Origin of the sequence: Pseudoalteromonas sp. SCSIO_11900, from assembly GCF_000576475.1 — a bacterium.
GTDB lineage: Bacteria > Pseudomonadota > Gammaproteobacteria > Enterobacterales > Alteromonadaceae > Pseudoalteromonas > Pseudoalteromonas tetraodonis.
The window spans coordinates 264,213-283,114 of sequence record NZ_KK070025.1; the positions used below are offsets into that span (position 1 = coordinate 264,213).

The following is an 18,902-nucleotide window of genomic DNA, read 5'->3' on the forward strand; positions in this document are numbered from 1 at the left end:
TTATAGTATTAATGTCGCCACGATATTTGTATGTAAAATTTATAAAAATAACTTGTAAATTCGTACGTGCTAGTTAAAGATATATCTTAATCGATTAAGTTTCAACATGGTAATCACACAATGATGAAGAATAAAGTTCAATTGATCACATACGCTGATCGAATTACTGGCCAAGATATAAATGCACTTACCACTCTTTTACATGGCCCATTAGAGGGCGTTTTTGGTGGTGTGCACTTATTGCCATTTTATAACCCAATTGATGGCAGCGATGCAGGCTTTGACCCGATTGATCATAGTGAAGTTGATTCTCGAATCGGTACTTGGGACGACATTAAGGCACTCGGTAAAGACCATGATTTAATGGCCGATCTCATAGTGAACCATGTGTCGGCGCAATCTTTTCAGTTTCAAGATGTACTGGCTAAAGGTAAAGCGTCAGCATTTTGGGATTTATTTTTAACCAAAGAGGACGTGTTCCCCAATGGCATGAGCGAGGCTGAGCAGCAAGCTATTTACCGTCCACGCCCAGGCAGTTGTTTTACGCCAATGAAATGCGGTGATGGTCAAACGTATGATTTTTGGACCACTTTTACCGATAATCAAATTGATATAAATGTAAAAGTAGAGGCAGGAATTGCGTATTTAAATAATGTACTTACTAAGTTCTCTGCTAACAACGTTAATATTATTCGTTTAGATGCAGCGGGTTATGCCATTAAGCAGGCGGGTACTAATTGTTTTATGCTAGATGAAACGTTTGGCTACTTAGATAACTTATCAAAGCAAGCCAACGATTTAGGCATGGAAACCATTGCAGAAATACATAGCCATTATCAAACACAAGTAGATGTAGCTAAGCGCGTTAATATGGTTTATGACTTTGCGTTGCCACCACTTATTCTACATAGCTTGTTTAATAACAATGCGGATGCATTACTCAAATGGCTAAAAATATCGCCGCGTAATTGTTTAACGGTACTAGACACCCATGATGGCATAGGCATAATTGATGCAGGCCCAATGGGCGAAAAACCAGGCTTATTAAATGCAGAGCAAATTGATAACCTAGTAGAAACCATGCATGCAAATAGTAACAATCAAAGCCGCCAAGCAACAGGCGCGGCTGCCAGTAATGTCGATTTATATCAAGTAAACTGTACTTATTACAATGCATTAGGCGCTAATGATTTTGACTATTTGCTGTCGCGCGCAATTCAATTTTTTGCGCCAGGTGTACCACAAGTTTATTACGGCGGCTTATTTGCCTGTGAAAACGATATGGAACTGTTAGCAAAAACCAATGTTGGCCGTGATATAAATCGCCCATATTTGAACGCGGCTAAAATAGAGCAAGCCCTTAATAAACCGGTAGTAAAAGGGCTCATAGAGCTAATTAAAATGCGTAATGAACATCCCGCATTTGCAGGTGAATTTTCGGCTCAAGGCGGCGCAAGTGTTTGTTGTTTAATGTGGAAGCTTGAACAACAATCAATTTCTTTGAGGATTGACTTTGCAAGCCGTACTGCACTTATTACGCAGCTTAATGGCGCTCAAGAAAGCACTCTAAACTTACAAAGTTTATTGGCTTAATAGCTTTATTTGTTGAAAACCAAAAGCCAAGCAGTTTCTGCTTGGCTTTTTTATTTGCTTTATTCACAGTGCTTAGCTACTTGCACCAATATCGAGTGCGTAACCTACTTCATATTGTTTTTCTTCTTTAGAAATAAATAAGTTAGCAGCCATAACGCCTTTTTCTTGGCTATTTTGATGAATTGTAGTGAGGCGAGGTACAAAACGAGCGGCTTCTTCTATGCCATCAAACCCCACAATACGCAGCTCACTGCCTATTTTTATCCCTTGTTTTATGGCTTCTCGCATGGTGGCAAGGGCAATTAAATCGCTCATGCATATAATCACGTTAGGGCGAGGGGAGGCTGTTAATACCTCTTTTGCGGCAATATTTGCAAAGCGCTCACTGCTTTCAGGAATATTCCAAATGCGGTCGTCGGCAACCGTTATATTGGCCTCACTTAAGGCGCGTTGATAGCCACGCAAACGTTGATGCGAAATAGATTGGCCAGTTTCAAATTCGTGATGTTCGTATACCCGGCACAATACATTTTCATCAAGTAATCTTAAACCTAATATAGCTACTTTATCATCTTGATTATGCAAAACATGTTTGGCTATTTCATAACTGGCTTGCTCGTTATTAACATTAATTGAGGCGTTACGGGCAATGTCAAAATCAACCGTCACCACATGTTTAGAGACTGTTTTTAGTTGCTCTACTAGTGCTTTATTGCGCGGGCGACCATAACAAATAAAACCATCGACAAAATCAACAACGCTGTTGAGGTTGTCACTGTTGCCTGAAAACAATAAAACATTAATATTATTTTTTTCAAGTACCGAGGTTACTCCCCGCATAAAGCTGCTCGCAACAGGGTCTGATACCATGTATTCCACGCTATCAGGAAGGACTAATGCAACAATATTAAACGTGCCACTTCGCAAAGATTGCGCCGCTTTATTAGGGCCATAATACCCCAGCTCTTTGCACGCTTTAAGTATGGCTTCGCGGCGTTTAGCAGAGAGTTGATCCGGGCGATTAAATGCATTTGATACCGTAGCATTAGACACACCTAATTCTTTGGCAATACTCTTTAATGTCCAGCGGGTGGGTTTACTCATCGGTGACTCATTACTACTTACAACATTGCAAACAATCTAGCATATTAGGCTGTTTAATATAACAAAAACTGTTGTGTTAGGTTAGTGGCGACACGCTTTTGGTGCAATACCAAAAGTTTGCTTAAATAAACGACTAAAATGACTGGCGCTATTAAAACCCAGATCGTAGCACACCTTGCTTATAGCGTGGCCTTCTAATAAAAGCGTGCGGGCTTTTTTAAGCCTAAGTTGTTGCTGCCAAAGTGCAGGGCTAGTACCAAAAGCAAGTTTAAATTGCTGGTAAAACTTACTACGACTCATACAGGTTATTTTGCAAAGGGTGTTTATGTCGAGGTTTTCGCTTAAATGCTCTTCAATATAATGCAGTGCATCACTCACGTTACTTTTTAGGCGCAGCTTATCACAGTTTGCCAGCAATAAATCACGGCTCTGTTGTTGTAATAAACGGGTGATCAATTCGTTTAACGATAAATCAATTAAGTAGTGTCGCTCGGCGCCTTGCTCACTAAATAAATGCACCATGCGCTCTAATAACTGCTGCGTTTGAGTATTATGTTGGGTATGCACTAAATTAGGGTAGTATTCAAACAAGGCATCGTTTGCAAAACTTTGCTGCATATTAAGCGCATTAGCCACATTGGTTATTTTATCTGTGCTTATTTCAATGGCTAAACAGGTGGTGGGTGCGTTTAAGGATGCATGCGGAAAATCAATTAGTACGCCTTGCTCAGGTGCTAATACAAACGATTCATGTGGTAAAAACGCTTTGTGGTATTGACTGCTTTCAACATGCATTATTTTTTTACCACTGAGCATGGCACAAAACAGTAATTCGTTTGAGTGCAACGCCACTTTTTGCGCACTTTTATAGGTATCGTAAATACTTAGCTCAGAGTTATCGGCAGCAAAGGTCACTTTGTTTTCAATCAGTACATCAAGTTGTTGGCGTTTTTTATTTAACTGAGATGTGTGCATGTTCAGCCTTTTTTAATCGTTATAGAGCGTTTTTAATGTGGACTCACAGACAACTTTTTTGGACAGCTAAGCAAGTTTTTAAGCGCTTATTGGTCTAATGTCAATCAATACCGATTAAATATAAAGCAAGTTGCTACATTACTCTAACAAATTTCGGCTTAGACTTTTAGCTAACAACAACAAGAGAACACACATATGATTTACGCAAACCCAGGTTCAGCAGACGCACTCGTCACATTTAAACAGCAGTATGGTAATTACATTGGCGGCGAGTGGGTTGCCCCAGTCAACGGCCAGTACTTTGATAATATAAGCCCAGTAAATGGCAAGGTATTTTGTAAAGTACCGCGCTCAGATAAAGACGACATAAACCTTGCACTCGACAAAGCCCATGAAGTAAAAACGCAGTGGGGCACCACCTCAGTCGCCGAGCGCAGCAATATACTATTAAAAATTGCCGACCGAATTGAACAAAACTTAGAGTTACTTGCTGTGGCCGAAACATGGGATAACGGCAAAGCGATTCGCGAAACCCTTGCCGCTGATATTCCACTAGCCGCCGATCACTTTCGTTACTTTGCAGGCTGCCTGCGTGCTCAAGAGGGCAGCATTGGCGAAATAGACGAAACCACGGTGGCGTATCATTTTCATGAGCCACTAGGCGTTGTAGGACAAATTATTCCGTGGAACTTTCCATTATTAATGGCCGCATGGAAATTAGCGCCTGCACTTGCAGCGGGTAACTGTGTAATATTAAAACCCGCCGAGCAAACACCTGCCTCAATCTTGGTGTTAATGGAAATTATTGGCGATTTACTGCCAGGAGGTGTTTTAAATGTGGTAAACGGCTTTGGTAAAGAAGCAGGTGAAGCACTGGCAACCAGTACGCGCATTGCTAAAATTGCTTTTACAGGCTCAACTCCTGTGGGCTCACATATTTTAAAATGTGCAGCTGAAAATATTATTCCTTCAACGGTAGAGCTTGGGGGGAAATCACCTAATATCTTCTTTAGCGATGTTATGGAAAAAGACGACTCATACCTAGATAAAGCAATTGAAGGTGCCATTCTTGCCTACTTTAACCAAGGTGAAGTATGTACTTGTCCATCACGCTTGTTCATTCAAGAAGATATTTATGAGCAATTTATAGAACGTATTTTAAAACGTACTAAACAAATTAAACGTGGCAACCCGCTTGATAGCGAAACCATGGTAGGCGCACAAGCCTCTAAAGCCCAGTTTGATAAAATTTTAAGCTACATTGAAATTGGTAAAGAAGAAGGTGCTGAAGTATTAACTGGCGGCCATGTTGAGCAATTAAGCGACGAGCTAAACGGCGGGTATTACATTCAACCTACACTATTAAAAGGGCGTAATGATATGCGCGTGTTCCAAGAAGAAATTTTTGGCCCCGTTATTTCAATGTCGACCTTTAAAGACGAAGCCGAAGCACTTGAACTGGCTAACAGCTCAGAATTTGGTTTAGGCGCAGGGGTATGGAGCCGTAATATGAATCGTGCTTATCACTTTGGTCGCAAAATAGAAGCAGGCCGCGTATGGACTAATTGTTACCATATGTACCCAGCACATGCAGCGTTTGGCGGTTATAAAAAGTCTGGTATAGGCCGCGAAACTCACAAACTCGCGCTTGATCACTACCAACAAACTAAAAACTTGCTAGTAAGTTACAGCGAAGATCCGCTTGGCTTTTTTTAATAACGCGTTTTAGTTTAAACAAACAACCTATAAGTAATGAAAGCGCTACATTTTTGTAGCGCTTTGTTTTTAAAACCCAATACCCATTGCATTAAATTAGTGGCTAATTATAACAATAAAGAAATGGCTTATTCGTGAGGCAAAAAATCTTAGTGAATTATGCATAAAGAGCGCAAAGAAGCGCGCGCTGAAAGAATAGGTTAAAGGTTATAGTTAAGGGCTGTTATGACTAGGTGTCATGTTGTTTTCACAAGCTCGCTGCTCCTCACTCGAAGCCCGCTCATTCACTTCTCTCAGTTCAAAAAAATTTAGTGAATTATGCACAAAGAGGGTAAAGAGACGCTGCGCTTTTAGAGGTACAAATAAGTAATCAAATAATAAAGGCAAAAAAAAATGGTTATAAGCGTTAGCCTATAACCAATAAAGTACACAGGGAGTGTAGGAAGTTCTGTTGTACGCAGTAAACGGTTAGTTACCCATTTACTGTGTGTCATTAAAAGCACTTAATGGCGCTTTTAATCAAATAAAGTGGACTGTAATAAATACTTGTTTTTATAAAAGCAAAGCCAATGCCAGATTTTAATGCATTGAAATATATGACTATTTATTATTTGTAATTAGAAGCTTTGCATAGTGCAGGTAAATTTTTCTATATTGCAACGGTAAAGGTTACCGACTTTGCAATATAAAAAATGGCAAGGCTTTTTAAAACAGAGGGGAGTTTTAGTATCGCTGATTTAAAAATCAGCGGCTACTTCAAATTCTAAACGTTGATGAGAAATAGGGTGGGTGAAGGCTAAATACTCGGCATGTAAATGTAAGCGCTCTGCCTCTTCACCATAATGAGTATCGCCAACTATCGGGGTATTTAAACCTAATTGATGAGCGCAATGCACCCGTAACTGATGTGTGCGCCCTGTTTTAGGGTATAGCTGCAGTCGGGTGGTGTTGTTTTTGCGCTCCAGTACATGCCATGTTGTTAACGACGGTTTACCGGTTTTATAACACACCATTTGGCGTGGTTTATCATCAAAGTCGAGCACAAGGGGTAAATCAATCACTCCGCTATTCTCAGTGATATTGCCCGCCACTAAAGCAACGTAACGCTTTTCAATTGTGCGTTCAATAAACTGTTTTTGCAGCGCTTTATGCGCGCGCTTATTAAGCGCAATAATTAACAGCCCTGAGGTCGACATATCTAATCGATGCACAATAAGTGGGCCAGAAGCCGCGGGGAACTGAGTTTTAATACGCATGTACACTGAGTCATCAATATTAATCCCTGGCACCGATAAAAATTCAGCGGGTTTGTTTATTACCAGTAAATCATCGTCTTGATAAACAATAGTTAAGTCTTTCCCTTTTGCTGGATTTGTTAGTAATGGGTTTTCTTCAACATTTAAGCCTTTTAGCATATGACCTAAAATGGGTTGGCATTTGCTATAACACGATGGGTAATAATGTAAGTGATGCCTAATTGCTGATTTAGGTGGTGCACCCCACCAAAATTCGGCCATAGCCACTGGTTTTAAATGGTGCTTGTATGCATATTGTAATAATTTAGGGGCGGCGCAATCCCCCGCTCCCGAAGGTGGAGTGTGCTCAGGAAGTTTGGCAAAAATGGCATTCAGATCGGTCACTTCACCGTGTGCATTTAAAAATTGGTATTGAGCAAATAATTTCTTTTGTAGGTTTTTTGAGAGTGTTTTGCGGCGCTTTTTTAATCCGTTAATTTCACCCAGCATAGCTGCTTGGGTTTGCTCAAGCGCTTTAATTTGCGTTTGCCAGTCTTGCTTTAATGCCTGCAGTTGTTTTTTCTCAACAATACTTTGCCCAGCTAAGGTTGTTTTAAGTTGTTCAAAGTCATCGGCATTGAGTTGCTCTTGGCCAGTTTGGCGTTGCTCTTTTCGCTGTTTGCGGGTCACTTGCATGGCTTGTTGTTTGGCTACAAGTTGCTGTTCATAATTTTTACGTGTTGTGGCTAATTGCTGCTCAATGGCTTGATAATCTTCACTATTTTCTAATGCCGTAATTTGCGCATTAATGGCGTTAATGATTTGGCTTTGCTGACTAAATACAGCATCGTCTATGTGTTTAAGTGCCACATTAGGTGCAAAATTCAGTTGCTCATCTATGCCCGCTATTTGCCCTGAATAGGCGCTAATAAATCCCAGTTGTTGCGCCTGATTTTGAACGACTAGCACACCAAACATTTTACCCGCATCAATATCATCCGTATCTAAAATAGCCTTATCTAGCTTTTTTAATTGCTGTTGTAATTGCTGTGCAGCGGCAACGGCCAAAGGGTGCGGTTTATAATAAAATGGAAATGTAAACTGCTCAGGCAGAGTAAGGGAATCGACGTTTTCATCAAAAACGATAAAGCAGCTAGCAGGGTTTGACATGGCAGTAAAATTAGCAGTTAACAAAATAATTGCCGAGAGTTTAACATAAGCTGTGCTATGTCACTAAGGATGCGTGCGCGCCAATTTAGACCTATAAAAAAGGCCAACATTTTTATGTTGGCCTTTTAAAATTAAACAGCGTTTATAAGTGCTTATTTATTTGCGTCTTTAACTTCTTTTAACTTAGCAGCATGGTCAATTTCAAACGCAGGCATCTCTTTTTTGCCTTCCATTAAATAGTTGTCCATCCAGCGCATTAAACGCAAGCTGTAGTCGTATTGCGCTGCCACTTTACGGTTACCATGACCTTCACCTGGGTAATAAACAAGACGTACATCTTTACCTTGCACTTTCATGTAGCGGTAAAGCTCCATAGATTGTGCAGGGTGAACGCGAGGGTCGTCTTTACCATGCATAATAAGCAGAGGTGTTTCAGATTGGCCTGCCCAGTAAATAGGGCTGCGCTCTAAGTACCACTGCCATTTATCCCATGGGTATGAACGCGCATGAACTAGGTTCATTTCGTTAGAAATATCAGTAGTACCAAATTTAGACAGTTGGTTGGTGACACCCACAAACATAACACTGGCAGCAAAGTGTTTGGTTAGTTTTGTTGCGCCCCATGCTGATGCATAACCACCGTAAGATCCCCCAGTAATACCAACACGTTTAGTGTCTACTAAACCCATATCAACAAGGTGATTTTTAAAGTCAACTAAATCGTCAAATTCTTTACCTGCATAATCGTTTTGGCCTAATTTTGAGTAATCTACGCCTTTTCCTGTAGAGCCTCGGTAGTTAGGATAAAACACCGCATAGCCACGTGCTGCACCCATTTGACCTGGGCGTGAGTAGTTAGTGACCCAGCCGTCTTTATCATGGCTTTCAGGGCCACCGTGTACCGACATAATAAGTGGGTAGCGTGTGCCTTTTTCATAATTTAATGGGTAAACGAGCACACCATCAAGCTCAACGCCGTCGCGTGCTTTAAGCGTAATGGTTTCTTGCTTGGCAAAGTGTTTATCATTTAACCAGCTATTTGAATCGGTTAAACGTGTTGCTTTATTGCTGCGCACAATAAACACTTCGTTAGGGTGTTTTGCGGTATTACCACGAAGTGCGAGTGTTTTATCTGAATCTGAAACACTCAATTGTGAGGCAATAAATTTACCTTCTTTGACTAATTTTTTGTATTTATTAGAGCCCGTTTTAATGCTCGCTACAAAACTTTGCGTGCCTACATTGGCAATAAAGTTAAGTGTATTACGCTTATGCGACCATTCAAAATCAACAACATGACCCATAAAGTCAGGTAACCATTCAGTGATTTCAGCGGTTTTAGTGTCAGCAATAAATAAGCGGCCTGTTGCAGGGTCATGCTTATCTTCTGCACCTAAAATAGCAATGTATTTACCATCATGCGACAGCTCTGCATCACCTAGCTTGCCTTCAGTTTTAAACGATAAGGTGACTTTATTGCTAGCAATATCAAACAAATGCCACATAGATTTTGTGTATTTATCATCAATCAATGCGGTAGGTTGAGTTTTAACCAGTAGTTTTTCGCCATTAGCAGCCCAGTTAACATCACTCACGTAATTATCAACGTTGAGTGCGGTGGGGGTAAGTGGCTTATCCGATTTTGCTAAGTCAACAATAAAAAGCTGCTTGTTCTTTAAGCCCATTTCATATACTTCAGCTTTAAAGCCAAGTTTTTTAAGTTCTTTTTCTGACTTGTCTGCTGCAGGCATTGCTAAAATAGCCACCTGTTTGTTGTCTGGGCTTAATTTGTAGCTTGAAATTGATGTGTCTTTTAAAGCAAGAACAGGTTGTGCTTGGCCGCCATCAACAGGTATTTGGTAAAGCGAGGTAAACTTATCGTCTTTTAATTTCGCTAAAAAGTAAATTGTTTTACTGTCGTTTGACCATTCTATGCTTTTAATATTAACCGAGCCGGTAATGAAAGGACGTTCAACGCCTTTATCATCCACAACATAAAGTTCACTGTAATTACTGCCGTTCTCATCAACATATAATGTACGCGGTAACGATCGTGTAAACGCAACGTTGTCGCCATCTGGGCTAACACTGGTTTGGATCACAGATTTAATTTTTGGAATGTCTTCAACAGTGATGGCCGATTGCGCAAATGCAACTGAGCTTGAAAGCCCAATTGCCAGCGCTAAGCTAGTTTTTAGCATTGTTATTTCCTTTGCTTTATAAGATTTATCTCATTATAACAATGTGTAACCAATATACTAAAAAATGCGATTAATCCTCAAAAGAGGACGTTAAGTGAAGTGATTCTTGTGCAATACCGCGCATACATTTATAGACTCTTTTTAGGAGGAAGCGCCACGTTTGCAAATATGAGCCCCGCTACAAGCGACATAAATATTAAAAACGTTTGCTGCCCAATATGTTCAGCATAAACAAAGTCTTGGCCTTCAATAAGCGAGTTTAAGCCAATATAAGTTTTACTGCCGGGGACCAGTACAATTAAGCCTTGCATAGCAACAATAGAAGCTGGGGCATTTGCAACGCGATTAAATAAGTTACTAAATACACCGACAGAAAATGCGCCAACAAAGGTACCCAGCGTGTAATCTAAATACATGGCGGAGCCTATACTGGTGCCGTAGGCTATAAATCCTGAAGCAATAGACCAAGCAGCATGTTTAAACTTAGTTCTAAATATCACAATTAAGCTGCTACATAGTAAAAATATAGCTAACCAAGCTGTCCATTTAGGCAGTGGCTCTGGCTGTACAAAATCAGCTTGGCCAAAAATAGCAAAGCCAATAGCAATACCAATAAATGCACCAAAATAAAGTTTAAACAGCAACATAAACGAGTCCATAACGCGTGCTGTGCCAGATACTAAATGCCGCGCTGCGAGTTCAGCTAAACCAAGTGCCAGTGCTAGGCCTGGAATAAACACAATAATGGCCGACAGAACAATTAAACGAATATTAATATGCGCATCTAAATGAACGCTAATGGCACACGCCAGTACCGCTGAAACAATGGCCACTAAGGGTTCTAACATGTGGGCAACGCGCTTGGAACGTGCCGACCACAGCACAAATAAATAAACAACAAAGGTTAATAAACCAGACCACAGCACGTCATTCCAACTGGTACCCATAAGCATTGCAAATGCGCCGCCAGAGGTAGCAAAGGCAATACCTGTAATCACTCTATTGTAAGGGTTTGGGGCATCAAAAATGATATCAAGTTGCTGATCAACTTCTTGCAACGTTAATTCATCATTAAGCATTTTATTAACGAGATCATCGGTATCTGCAAGTGAGCCTAAGTCATGATCGCCAGGGTCTACACGGGCAACATGGGTGTATTCATCTTCGTGACCATCAGTCCAAATAACAAAGGTAACCGATGTTGGCGACATGACAAACGATGATTTGAGACCGAGGTAAGTCGCCACTTCCATTAAATGAGCTTCTAGGCGATATGCCGGTGTACCGTACTTATGAAGCATTTTGCCCAATTTAACGATAAATTTGCGTTTTTCTGTAAACGTTGCGGTTTTCAAATTTGTTTTGAACCAACTATTAAATAACTAAGCTAAAAATATAGGCAATAATGCTAAAATTGCCCAAGTTTATTTGCGGCGATTTTAAACACAAATCGCCGTCTGTCTAGTCATTTCTCACCGTTTTTTTATTTTTTTCTGCTATCCATTGCGACATGTATTGTGTGCTGCGCATGGTGTGATGTTTTAGCATTTGACCGGTGAAATTTTTCATTCTATGGGCCGATAAATTTTGGCTTACTAATTGAATTTTTTCGATTAAATTGTCGCTCAACTGCGCTTTATCATAAAGTGTATGAAGTAACTCATTACCAGCTTTTTGTGCAGCTATAAACTCAGCTTGATTGGTATAAATTGAGACAGCAGCGTTTGCAAATTCTTCTGCATTTTGAGTGATAGCACCAGGCCATGGTAAATGGTTATGCATACCTTCGCTACCTATTGGCGTGGTGACGCTTGGGGTTTGCATGATCATGGCCTCTAAAAGTTTGCCTTTTATGCCAGCACCAAAACGAAGCGGGGCTAAACAAATGCGCGCGCTTTGCATTACTTCATAGGCATCATCTGCCCAGCCTTTAATTAAAAAACCGGTTTTAGGGTTATTGAGTGCGGTGGCTTTAGGTGGCGGGTAAGAGCCATAAATGTGCAGCTCTGCCTGCGGTAGTTGTTTGCGGATAAGCGGCCAAATTTTTTGTAAATACAGTACCGCATCCCAGTTTGGGGCATGCCTGAAGTTGCCAATGGTCATAAAGTGTTGGCGTTGTTCAAACGGTTTAGTTTGCTCAGGTAAGGCGCTTAAATCAACCATAAATGGTAAATGATGTAACACACTAGGCTCAACTTTAAACACTTCATTGAGTAGTTCCATCTCATAGCTTGAGATAATTAAGCTTAAGTCACAGCGTAAAATAGCGGCTATTTCGCGTTTTGCTATGTCTGAATGTAAATCGCTGGTGGTAAATTCTCGCTCGCCTTTATGGGCTTCATGGCGGGCATTGCGCAGGCATTGTAAATCTTCGGTGTCTAAAATTTTCATTGCATTTGGGCAATGCTTATCTACGCGCCAGCCAAATTGCTCTTCCATCATAAAACGGTCGAACATAACAATATCTGGGTTGTAGGCTTTAACGTACTCATCAAAACTATCGCAGTTAAGGGCAATGCTTTGACTGCTTATGCCGTACTCATCTAAATTTACCATGTGTTCGGTGCGCTGTGCTGGGGTAGCAAATTCTACTTGCCAATCTTGCGCTTTAAACGCGGTTAATAACGACATCATGTGCGTACCCGCAGCAGACGAATTGGGCTCTGGCCATACGTAGCCAATTACCAGCACTTTTTTCATTACGGTGTTTCTCTAATTTGTAGGTTTACATTTACCAGTGTTTTTACTGGCGTAGTGTTGTTTTGTAGTTGCTCTTGCAGCACTAAAATACTGCGCTTAGCTAGTTCTTGGGTGTTTATATTGGCGCAAGTAAAGGTGTAACCTAAGCCTGTATGCACAGGCACATGCTGGCAGCTAACTATGCTATTTAACAAATGCGGAGCCGCTGCTAATACGCCATGGGCAACTATATCGTTTGCGCAAAAAACAGCACTTATATACGGCTGATTTACTAAAGCCTCATTAAAAAGCTGTTTTGCTTGTAATACTGAACTTTCAGCATTTGTTATTACATCGTACTCAGTAACTTTTTTTGCTCGCATGCGCTTATAAAACCTGCAGCCTGCGCTTTTGACGTTTGGCTGTTATCACCTATAAAAATAAGTGTGTTAAGCGTATTAGTTAAAAGCGCTGACGTGACTAAATGGCCCACTTTGCTGTAGTTGGGTAATACACAGGGCGCTGCACTGTAAGGTACTTCATGCATAAGTGTTATAACATTGTAATGGCTCGCTAGTTTATCGAGCCATTGGGCGCAGGTGTTTGCCACTGGGCATACTATAAAAGCGGCTACGTTATATTCTTTTAGATTGTTTATTGTATGAGTTTGGCGCTCAACAGAGTTATTACTACTCACAATAACGGTTTGAAAATGCGCGCTATTTAATTGCAGCTCTAAGTGGGCAGCCAGTTCGGCCATTAACGGGTTTGTTGAATCATCAATTACAACAGCCACTAAGTTTGAACGCCCAGAGCGCATAGCCGCTGCATCACGATTATACACATAACCCAGCTCGTCAATGGCTTGTAGCACTTTTTGTTTGCTTTTGTCAGCAACCTTATTACTTTGCGTTAGTACCAGCGATACGGTCGATTTAGACACTCCCGGAAGGTGGGCAACATCAAAAATAGTGACCGATTTAGCTTTGTTAGGCATGGTATTTATGCGCGAAGTAGTAAACAAATAGCTGCGTAGTGTAGCGTATTTAATCTATTTAAGTCATCTTTTAACTCTGCAATTTAAAGCTTAATACTTTATGAACAGGTCAAAACGTGATTATATACCTTTTATAATCTTAAAAATAACATAAGGATAAAAACATGAACGCATTTAGGCTCTTAATTGCCTTTATTTGTTGTGTTGTAATAATGCCAAACAGCTATGCTGAGCAAGGTTATCAAACACCATCGCCTGAGCTTGCTGCTGTGGTCGATGCAAAATTAGCACCTACAAGTTTTTTATCGAGCGATGGCCAATGGCTTGCTTTATTTGAGCGTAAACGCGTGGAAACGCTCGATGAGCTTGCCAAAGATGAGCTCAAGCTTGCCGGCATAAAGCTTAACCCTGCTAATTTTTCACGTTCGCGTGTGAGTGCTAAATACAGCGCAATTGAGCTTAAACATGTGCAAAGCGGCACCGTTATTAATATTAATAATTTACCAAGTGGTATTATTCGCTCGCCTAAATGGTCATCTAACAGTAAATATTTAGCGTTTGTTGTAGAGCAACAAAGCCAAGCAAATTTATGGCTATACAGTGTAGAAACTAAACAAGCAAAAATGCTCTCAAGCGCAGCGCTTAATTCTGTTATTACCGCTATGCCTTACCAATGGCTACCCGATGGAAGTGCACTGATTGCCAATTTAGCGGTTAACATAGGTAAACCCGCGCTTAAAAACAGCAGTCAAAATGTTGTGCCAGTTATACAGCAAAGCACTGGCGAAAAAGCGCCAGCGCGTACTTATCAAAACTTATTAACCAGTCCGTTTGATGAAGCACAATTTAAATTCTACGGCCAAGGGCAATTAGCTTATGTAACGCTTGATGGTAATACACAAGCCATTGGTAGCCCTGCTTTGTTTAAATCGTTTTCGGTATCGCCAGACTCAACCAATATTTTAGTTGCTGCGATAAACGAGCCGTTTTCGTATCAAGTACCGTACAGCCGTTTTGCCAGCACTTGGCAAATATGGGGAATGCGCGGTTACGCATTAGCCGAGCTTGCAAAACAACCCCTTGCCGATAATATTCCACAAGGCTACGACAGTGTTCGCACTGGCCGACGCAACTTTGAATGGCGTGCCGACCAAGGCGCAGAAGTTATTTGGGCCGAGGCGCAAGATGGCGGCGACATGAAAACTGACGTTGAGCACCATGACTATATTTACAGCCTACGTGCGCCGTTTAAACGCGAGCCTAAGCTGTTTGCAAAAGTAGAGCGCCGTTTTGCAGGTATTGAGTGGGCTAACCAAAATATTGCCATACTGAGCGATTGGCGCTTTAGCGACCGTCAAGTTCGCACGTACGTTATTCAACCACGTAATGCCGATAAAAACCGCGTGCTGTTTTCAGAGCGCAGTTATAACGATGCGTATAAAGATCCAGGTAACTTTATTTACGAGCGCAACGATTTAGGTGCTAACGTTATTAAAATTGTTGGCGGGCGTTATATGTATTTGCGCGGTAACGGCGCATCAGAGCAAGGTAATATTCCATTTTTAGACCAGTACGATGTAAAAACGAATAGCAGCAAGCGTTTATGGCAATCACAAGCGCCATACTACGAACGTGTTCGTGCTTTGCTTGACGATGAAGGCGAGCGCTTTATAACTGTGCGAGAGTCTAAAACTGAGCAGCCTAACTTTTTTATACGTGATTTAGATAACGATACGCTTACTCAATTAACTAATTTTGCTCACCCATACCCTGCATTTAAAGGGGTGACAAAAGAGCAATTACGTTATAAACGTGATGACGGCGTAGAGCTTTCGGGCACACTTTATTTACCGCCAGACTACGATGCAACTCAAGGTCCGTTGCCGGTACTTATGTGGGCGTACCCGCTCGAGTACAAAGATAAAGCCGTAGCATCACAAGTGCGCGAATCGCCATACGAATTTACTTACATAGGCTATTGGGGCCCTATGCCTTACCTTGCTAAAGGTATTGCCGTGTTTGACGATCCTAAAATGCCGATTGTAGGTATTGATGGCAGCGAACCAAACGATAACTTTAGAACACAACTTGTAGCAAGCGCGCAAGCAGCGGTTGATGTATTAGTTAAAAAAGGCATTGCCGATAAAAACAACATAGCCATAGCTGGGCACTCATACGGTGCATTTATGGTGGCAAATTTATTGGCACATAGTGATTTATTTAAAACTGGTATTGCTCGCAGTGGCGCGTACAACCGTACCTTAACGCCGTTTGGTTTTCAGGGGGAAGAGCGTGATTTTTGGCAAGCACAAAATGTGTACGCTAATATGTCGCCGTTTTTTCATGCTGAAAAAATTAACGAGCCAATGCTGATGATCCACGGCAAAGAAGATCCTAATTCAGGCACTTTTCCAATGCAAAGTGAGCGCATGTACGCAGCGCTTAAAGGCTTAGGTAAAGATGCTCGTTTAGTAATGCTGCCTTACGAAGCCCACGGCTATCGCGCACGTAAAAGTTTATTACACGTACTGTGGGAACAAGAGCAGTGGTTAGATAAGTATTTGTTAAATGATAAAGCAGAGCCTGTAGAGGCAATTACTGAACTAGAGGCAAGTACAGGGCAATAGCAATAAACATAAGTAAGCAAAACGCGGCTATAAGTAGCCGCGTTTTGTTTTAATACGAGAGTAAATTAATGATTGATGTAGCAGCGCTTGCGGTTTTTATTCCTACCTTCTTTTTTGTATCTATCACCCCCGGTATGTGTATGACCCTTGCCATGACACTCGGCATGAGCATAGGTGTACGCCGAACACTCTGGATGATGATAGGTGAGTTATTAGGGGTCGCAAGTGTTGCCGTTGCTGCGGTACTCGGTGTCGCAGGCGTAATGCTCAATTACCCAGAGGCCTTTGCTATTTTAAAATGGGTAGGTGGTGGGTATTTAATTTATATAGGCATAAATATGTGGCGCGCCAAAGGTAAAATGTCAATTAATACACATGGCCCAAGCGATATAAGCCGACAGTCGCTTTTTACGCAAGGCTTTGTAACGGCCATTGCAAACCCTAAAGGCTGGGCGTTTATGATCTCACTATTGCCGCCCTTTATTAGTGTACAGCATGCAGTAGCCCCACAACTTTTAGTGCTTGTTTTAGTTATTATGGTAAGCGAATTTTTATGTATGCTCGCCTATGCAACAGGCGGTAAAAGCCTACGTTTATTTTTAAGCCGAGGCGATAACATAAAATGGATGAACCGAATTGCAGGCAGCTTAATGGTGCTAGTGGGGGTTTGGTTAATACTAGGGTAATTTATTGTAGTTATTTAATTAATATAACAACCCCAACTTATATTAGGGCTGTTATGAAACGCTTATTTATCTAGCGCTTTAAGCTCATCAGTTGTTGTTTTTAATTTGAATTCACGATAAAGCATATCTTCATCATTAGGGCTTAAATTCTTTCCTGACGTTTCGATTAATTTATCAAATAAAGGCTTAGTATTTTCCATAGTTACAAGCGCACATAACTGTTTCTTTCCATCTAAGCGAGCAAAACCAATTTCTTTAGCAATAGCCCCTACTAAGCTTTGCTCAGCTACCTGTTTACTTATTTGCGTAAATGATGAATTAGTCGTCGTTGAGTCTTGCTGTTGGGTTTGTTTGTTTATTAGTGTATCCATTACTTGCGCTTTAGCACTAATTTGAGTTGCTAGATCGGCACGTGCATTGGCAATAGCTTGTGCTCTACTTGCAGCCATATTTCCCGTCCATACTACACAGCTAGATGAAGCCAAACCGCCCTCGGGTGCTGTAGGTTGTAAAACCCAGCTTGGAACAGAATCGTTTTCAGCAAGAGGTTGAGACTTTTGTGGTGTTGTACCACATGCTGTAATAACTCCAGCAACTGCCAATATTAAAAGTTTATTTCGCATGATTTACTTCCTTATTGTTAAGGTTCCATTGTTCTAAGTTTTTTTGATATTGAATATCTAATTTACTTACCTTTTGTAAGTACTTTTTTGTTTCGTCGTACGGTAAATTATTTATAAGTTGTGCGTATACACCCTCGCTATCTAATTGGTTTATTAAGGCTACCGCTTTATTTACATTCGTACTTCTATTTAAGTTAAATGCTTTAGCTACGTTACCAGCGCCAGTATTATAAGCTGCAATGGCACAATATCTTCGGCTTATGGGATTATTAATTTTGCGCAAATATCGAGTCGTTAAAATGTCTAAGTACCCAGCACCGTAAGTTATATTAGTTTTTGGGTCGAATAGTTCTTTAGCTGTAGGAGCAATATCCTTTTTAAATTGTTTGCGAGCAACATCTAAGCCTGCTGAGTTTGGCACTATTTGCATTAATCCAAATGCTGGAATATGCGATTTTGCATTAGGATCAAATGACGACTCAGCATGTGAAATAGCTAATAGTAAAGATAATTGGTCTTTAGAAAACTGGCTATAATAAGTAACAAAAGGCGCTACTTTTTTTTGTAAATAAGTATCGGGTAGAGCGAAAGTATACGACTTAATGCGTTTGTAGGTAAGGTTTTGCTCTTTTGTTTTTTTTAGCGCATTATTTAAATTACTAATACGTTGTTCTTTTTCTTTGGTAAGCTGCTCTTTTTGGATATCAATTTGTGCTTTAGGTAATTGCTCGTTTTTATCTAAACTACTCAATGATTGCTCGTGTTGAGAAGTAATTTCATTAATTAATGCGACTTCGCTTTCATGTTTGTCTGGCTGTGCTTTTATATCAACTTTTGCTGTTTTTACTGCTTTATCGAGTAAGCTAAGGTCTTTAAAAATATCAGTTAAAACCGGCGATAATTTAACATTATTTAACAATTGATTTGTTGTTAATGCTTCTTCTTGAGAAGTCGCTTTTAGTCCTGTTTCATTTGAGTCTTCAAGTGTTTGTACAGTCACGGTCGAATTTTGTTCATCAATAATAATACGTGTTTTTTTATCCGCACTATATTCAACACGTTCTAATAATGAGCTTTGTACAGGTCTTGACCAGTTTTGCAATAATCTATCTCTAAATTTATCGTATTCCTCGAGATATGCTTGTCTGAATGCTTGATATTCTAACTGATGATCGTTTTTAAAAGTGGTTTGTTTTGCAAGTTGCTGTTTTTTAAATTCTTCGAACGTCGGCGTGGTAGCCCCGCTGTAAGCAGTAAATAAAGCAAAAAATAATAAAGTGTGACGCATTTTTTATC

At 40.5% G+C, this 18,902-nt stretch carries 14 protein-coding genes; 4 read left to right on the forward strand and 10 right to left on the reverse strand.

Annotated elements, in window-relative coordinates; translation table 11 throughout:
- The first annotated feature begins 120 nt into the window (after positions 1-120).
- Positions 121-1,593 carry a sucrose phosphorylase gene (gene gtfA, locus BG00_RS15435; RefSeq protein WP_036983786.1) on the forward strand — a complete coding sequence of 491 codons (1,473 nt, stop codon included), beginning with the start codon at positions 121-123 and terminating at the stop codon, positions 1,591-1,593.
- 72 nt (positions 1,594-1,665) lie between these two features.
- Here the strand turns inward: gtfA and BG00_RS15440 are convergent, their stop codons facing one another.
- Together BG00_RS15440 and BG00_RS15445 are read right to left on the reverse strand one after the other, a co-directional pair.
- A complete protein-coding gene (locus BG00_RS15440) occupies positions 1,666-2,697 on the reverse strand; it encodes a LacI family DNA-binding transcriptional regulator (RefSeq protein ID WP_016900594.1) in 1,032 nt (343 codons plus the stop codon).
- 81 nt (positions 2,698-2,778) lie between these two features.
- Positions 2,779-3,672: an AraC family transcriptional regulator gene (locus tag BG00_RS15445; RefSeq protein ID WP_036983787.1), complete on the reverse strand. Its 894-nt coding sequence runs from the start codon at positions 3,670-3,672 to the stop codon at positions 2,779-2,781.
- A gap of 195 nt (positions 3,673-3,867) precedes the next feature.
- On the opposite strand from BG00_RS15445, the gene exaC reads away from it, so the two are divergent.
- Positions 3,868-5,388: an acetaldehyde dehydrogenase ExaC gene (gene exaC / locus BG00_RS15450; RefSeq protein ID WP_036983788.1), complete on the forward strand. Its 1,521-nt coding sequence runs from the start codon at positions 3,868-3,870 to the stop codon at positions 5,386-5,388.
- Positions 5,389-6,125: 737 nt separating this feature from the next.
- Here exaC and BG00_RS15455 read toward each other — a convergent pair.
- From BG00_RS15455 to BG00_RS15475, 6 genes are all read right to left on the reverse strand, one after another.
- On the reverse strand, positions 6,126-7,793 hold the full coding sequence (locus BG00_RS15455) for an RluA family pseudouridine synthase (RefSeq protein ID WP_036984064.1): 1,668 nt from the start codon (positions 7,791-7,793) through the stop codon (positions 6,126-6,128).
- A gap of 152 nt (positions 7,794-7,945) precedes the next feature.
- Entirely contained in the window at positions 7,946-9,994 is a 2,049-nt protein-coding gene (locus tag BG00_RS15460) for a S9 family peptidase (protein ID WP_036983789.1), read from the reverse strand.
- A 128-nt stretch (positions 9,995-10,122) separates the two neighbouring features.
- The gene (locus tag BG00_RS15465) at positions 10,123-11,349 is read right to left on the reverse strand and encodes a threonine/serine exporter family protein (protein ID WP_028834183.1); all 1,227 of its coding nucleotides are present in this window, start codon (positions 11,347-11,349) and stop codon (positions 10,123-10,125) included.
- Positions 11,350-11,455: 106 nt separating this feature from the next.
- Positions 11,456-12,694 carry a glycosyltransferase gene (locus BG00_RS15470; protein ID WP_036983790.1) on the reverse strand — a complete coding sequence of 413 codons (1,239 nt, stop codon included), beginning with the start codon at positions 12,692-12,694 and terminating at the stop codon, positions 11,456-11,458.
- On the reverse strand, positions 12,694-13,056 hold the full coding sequence (locus BG00_RS18305; protein WP_248532542.1) for a type 1 periplasmic-binding domain-containing protein: 363 nt from the start codon (positions 13,054-13,056) through the stop codon (positions 12,694-12,696). The genes BG00_RS15470 and BG00_RS18305 overlap by 1 nt, the downstream gene beginning before the upstream one ends.
- Positions 13,023-13,670, reverse strand: a complete 648-nt coding sequence (locus BG00_RS15475) for a LacI family DNA-binding transcriptional regulator (protein ID WP_253861419.1) — start codon at positions 13,668-13,670, stop codon at positions 13,023-13,025. Before BG00_RS15475 ends, BG00_RS18305 begins: the two co-directional genes overlap by 34 nt.
- A gap of 164 nt (positions 13,671-13,834) precedes the next feature.
- On the opposite strand from BG00_RS15475, the gene BG00_RS15480 reads away from it, so the two are divergent.
- Together BG00_RS15480 and BG00_RS15485 are read left to right on the forward strand one after the other, a co-directional pair.
- Positions 13,835-16,297 carry a S9 family peptidase gene (locus BG00_RS15480; RefSeq protein ID WP_036983791.1) on the forward strand — a complete coding sequence of 821 codons (2,463 nt, stop codon included), beginning with the start codon at positions 13,835-13,837 and terminating at the stop codon, positions 16,295-16,297.
- A gap of 68 nt (positions 16,298-16,365) precedes the next feature.
- Positions 16,366-16,983, forward strand: coding sequence for a LysE family translocator (locus BG00_RS15485; RefSeq protein WP_036983794.1), 618 nt, complete (start codon positions 16,366-16,368; stop codon positions 16,981-16,983).
- 62 nt (positions 16,984-17,045) lie between these two features.
- Here the strand turns inward: BG00_RS15485 and BG00_RS15490 are convergent, their stop codons facing one another.
- Positions 17,046-17,606 (reverse strand): LPP20 family lipoprotein, encoded by a 561-nt coding sequence (locus BG00_RS15490; protein ID WP_013463046.1) that lies wholly within the window; start codon positions 17,604-17,606, stop codon positions 17,046-17,048.
- Positions 17,596-18,894 carry a transglycosylase SLT domain-containing protein gene (locus tag BG00_RS15495; RefSeq protein ID WP_036983796.1) on the reverse strand — a complete coding sequence of 433 codons (1,299 nt, stop codon included), beginning with the start codon at positions 18,892-18,894 and terminating at the stop codon, positions 17,596-17,598. Before BG00_RS15495 ends, BG00_RS15490 begins: the two co-directional genes overlap by 11 nt.
- Positions 18,895-18,902: the final 8 nt, after the last annotated feature.

Excerpts from the sequence above, each read along its gene's own strand:
- gtfA (WP_036983786.1), top strand. The coding sequence starts at position 121 with ATGATGAAGAATAAAGTTCAATTGATCACATACGCTGATCGAATTACT.
- BG00_RS15440 (WP_016900594.1), bottom strand. The coding sequence starts at position 2,697 with ATGAGTAAACCCACCCGCTGGACATTAAAGAGTATTGCCAAAGAATTA.
- BG00_RS15445 (WP_036983787.1), bottom strand. The coding sequence starts at position 3,672 with ATGCACACATCTCAGTTAAATAAAAAACGCCAACAACTTGATGTACTG.
- exaC (WP_036983788.1), top strand. The coding sequence starts at position 3,868 with ATGATTTACGCAAACCCAGGTTCAGCAGACGCACTCGTCACATTTAAA.
- BG00_RS15455 (WP_036984064.1), bottom strand. The coding sequence starts at position 7,793 with ATGTCAAACCCTGCTAGCTGCTTTATCGTTTTTGATGAAAACGTCGAT.
- BG00_RS15460 (WP_036983789.1), bottom strand. The coding sequence starts at position 9,994 with ATGCTAAAAACTAGCTTAGCGCTGGCAATTGGGCTTTCAAGCTCAGTT.
- BG00_RS15470 (WP_036983790.1), bottom strand. The coding sequence starts at position 12,694 with ATGAAAAAAGTGCTGGTAATTGGCTACGTATGGCCAGAGCCCAATTCG.
- BG00_RS18305 (WP_248532542.1), bottom strand. The coding sequence starts at position 13,056 with ATGCGAGCAAAAAAAGTTACTGAGTACGATGTAATAACAAATGCTGAA.
- BG00_RS15475 (WP_253861419.1), bottom strand. The coding sequence starts at position 13,670 with ATGCCTAACAAAGCTAAATCGGTCACTATTTTTGATGTTGCCCACCTT.
- BG00_RS15480 (WP_036983791.1), top strand. The coding sequence starts at position 13,835 with ATGAACGCATTTAGGCTCTTAATTGCCTTTATTTGTTGTGTTGTAATA.
- BG00_RS15485 (WP_036983794.1), top strand. The coding sequence starts at position 16,366 with ATGATTGATGTAGCAGCGCTTGCGGTTTTTATTCCTACCTTCTTTTTT.
- BG00_RS15490 (WP_013463046.1), bottom strand. The coding sequence starts at position 17,606 with ATGCGAAATAAACTTTTAATATTGGCAGTTGCTGGAGTTATTACAGCA.
- BG00_RS15495 (WP_036983796.1), bottom strand. The coding sequence starts at position 18,894 with ATGCGTCACACTTTATTATTTTTTGCTTTATTTACTGCTTACAGCGGG.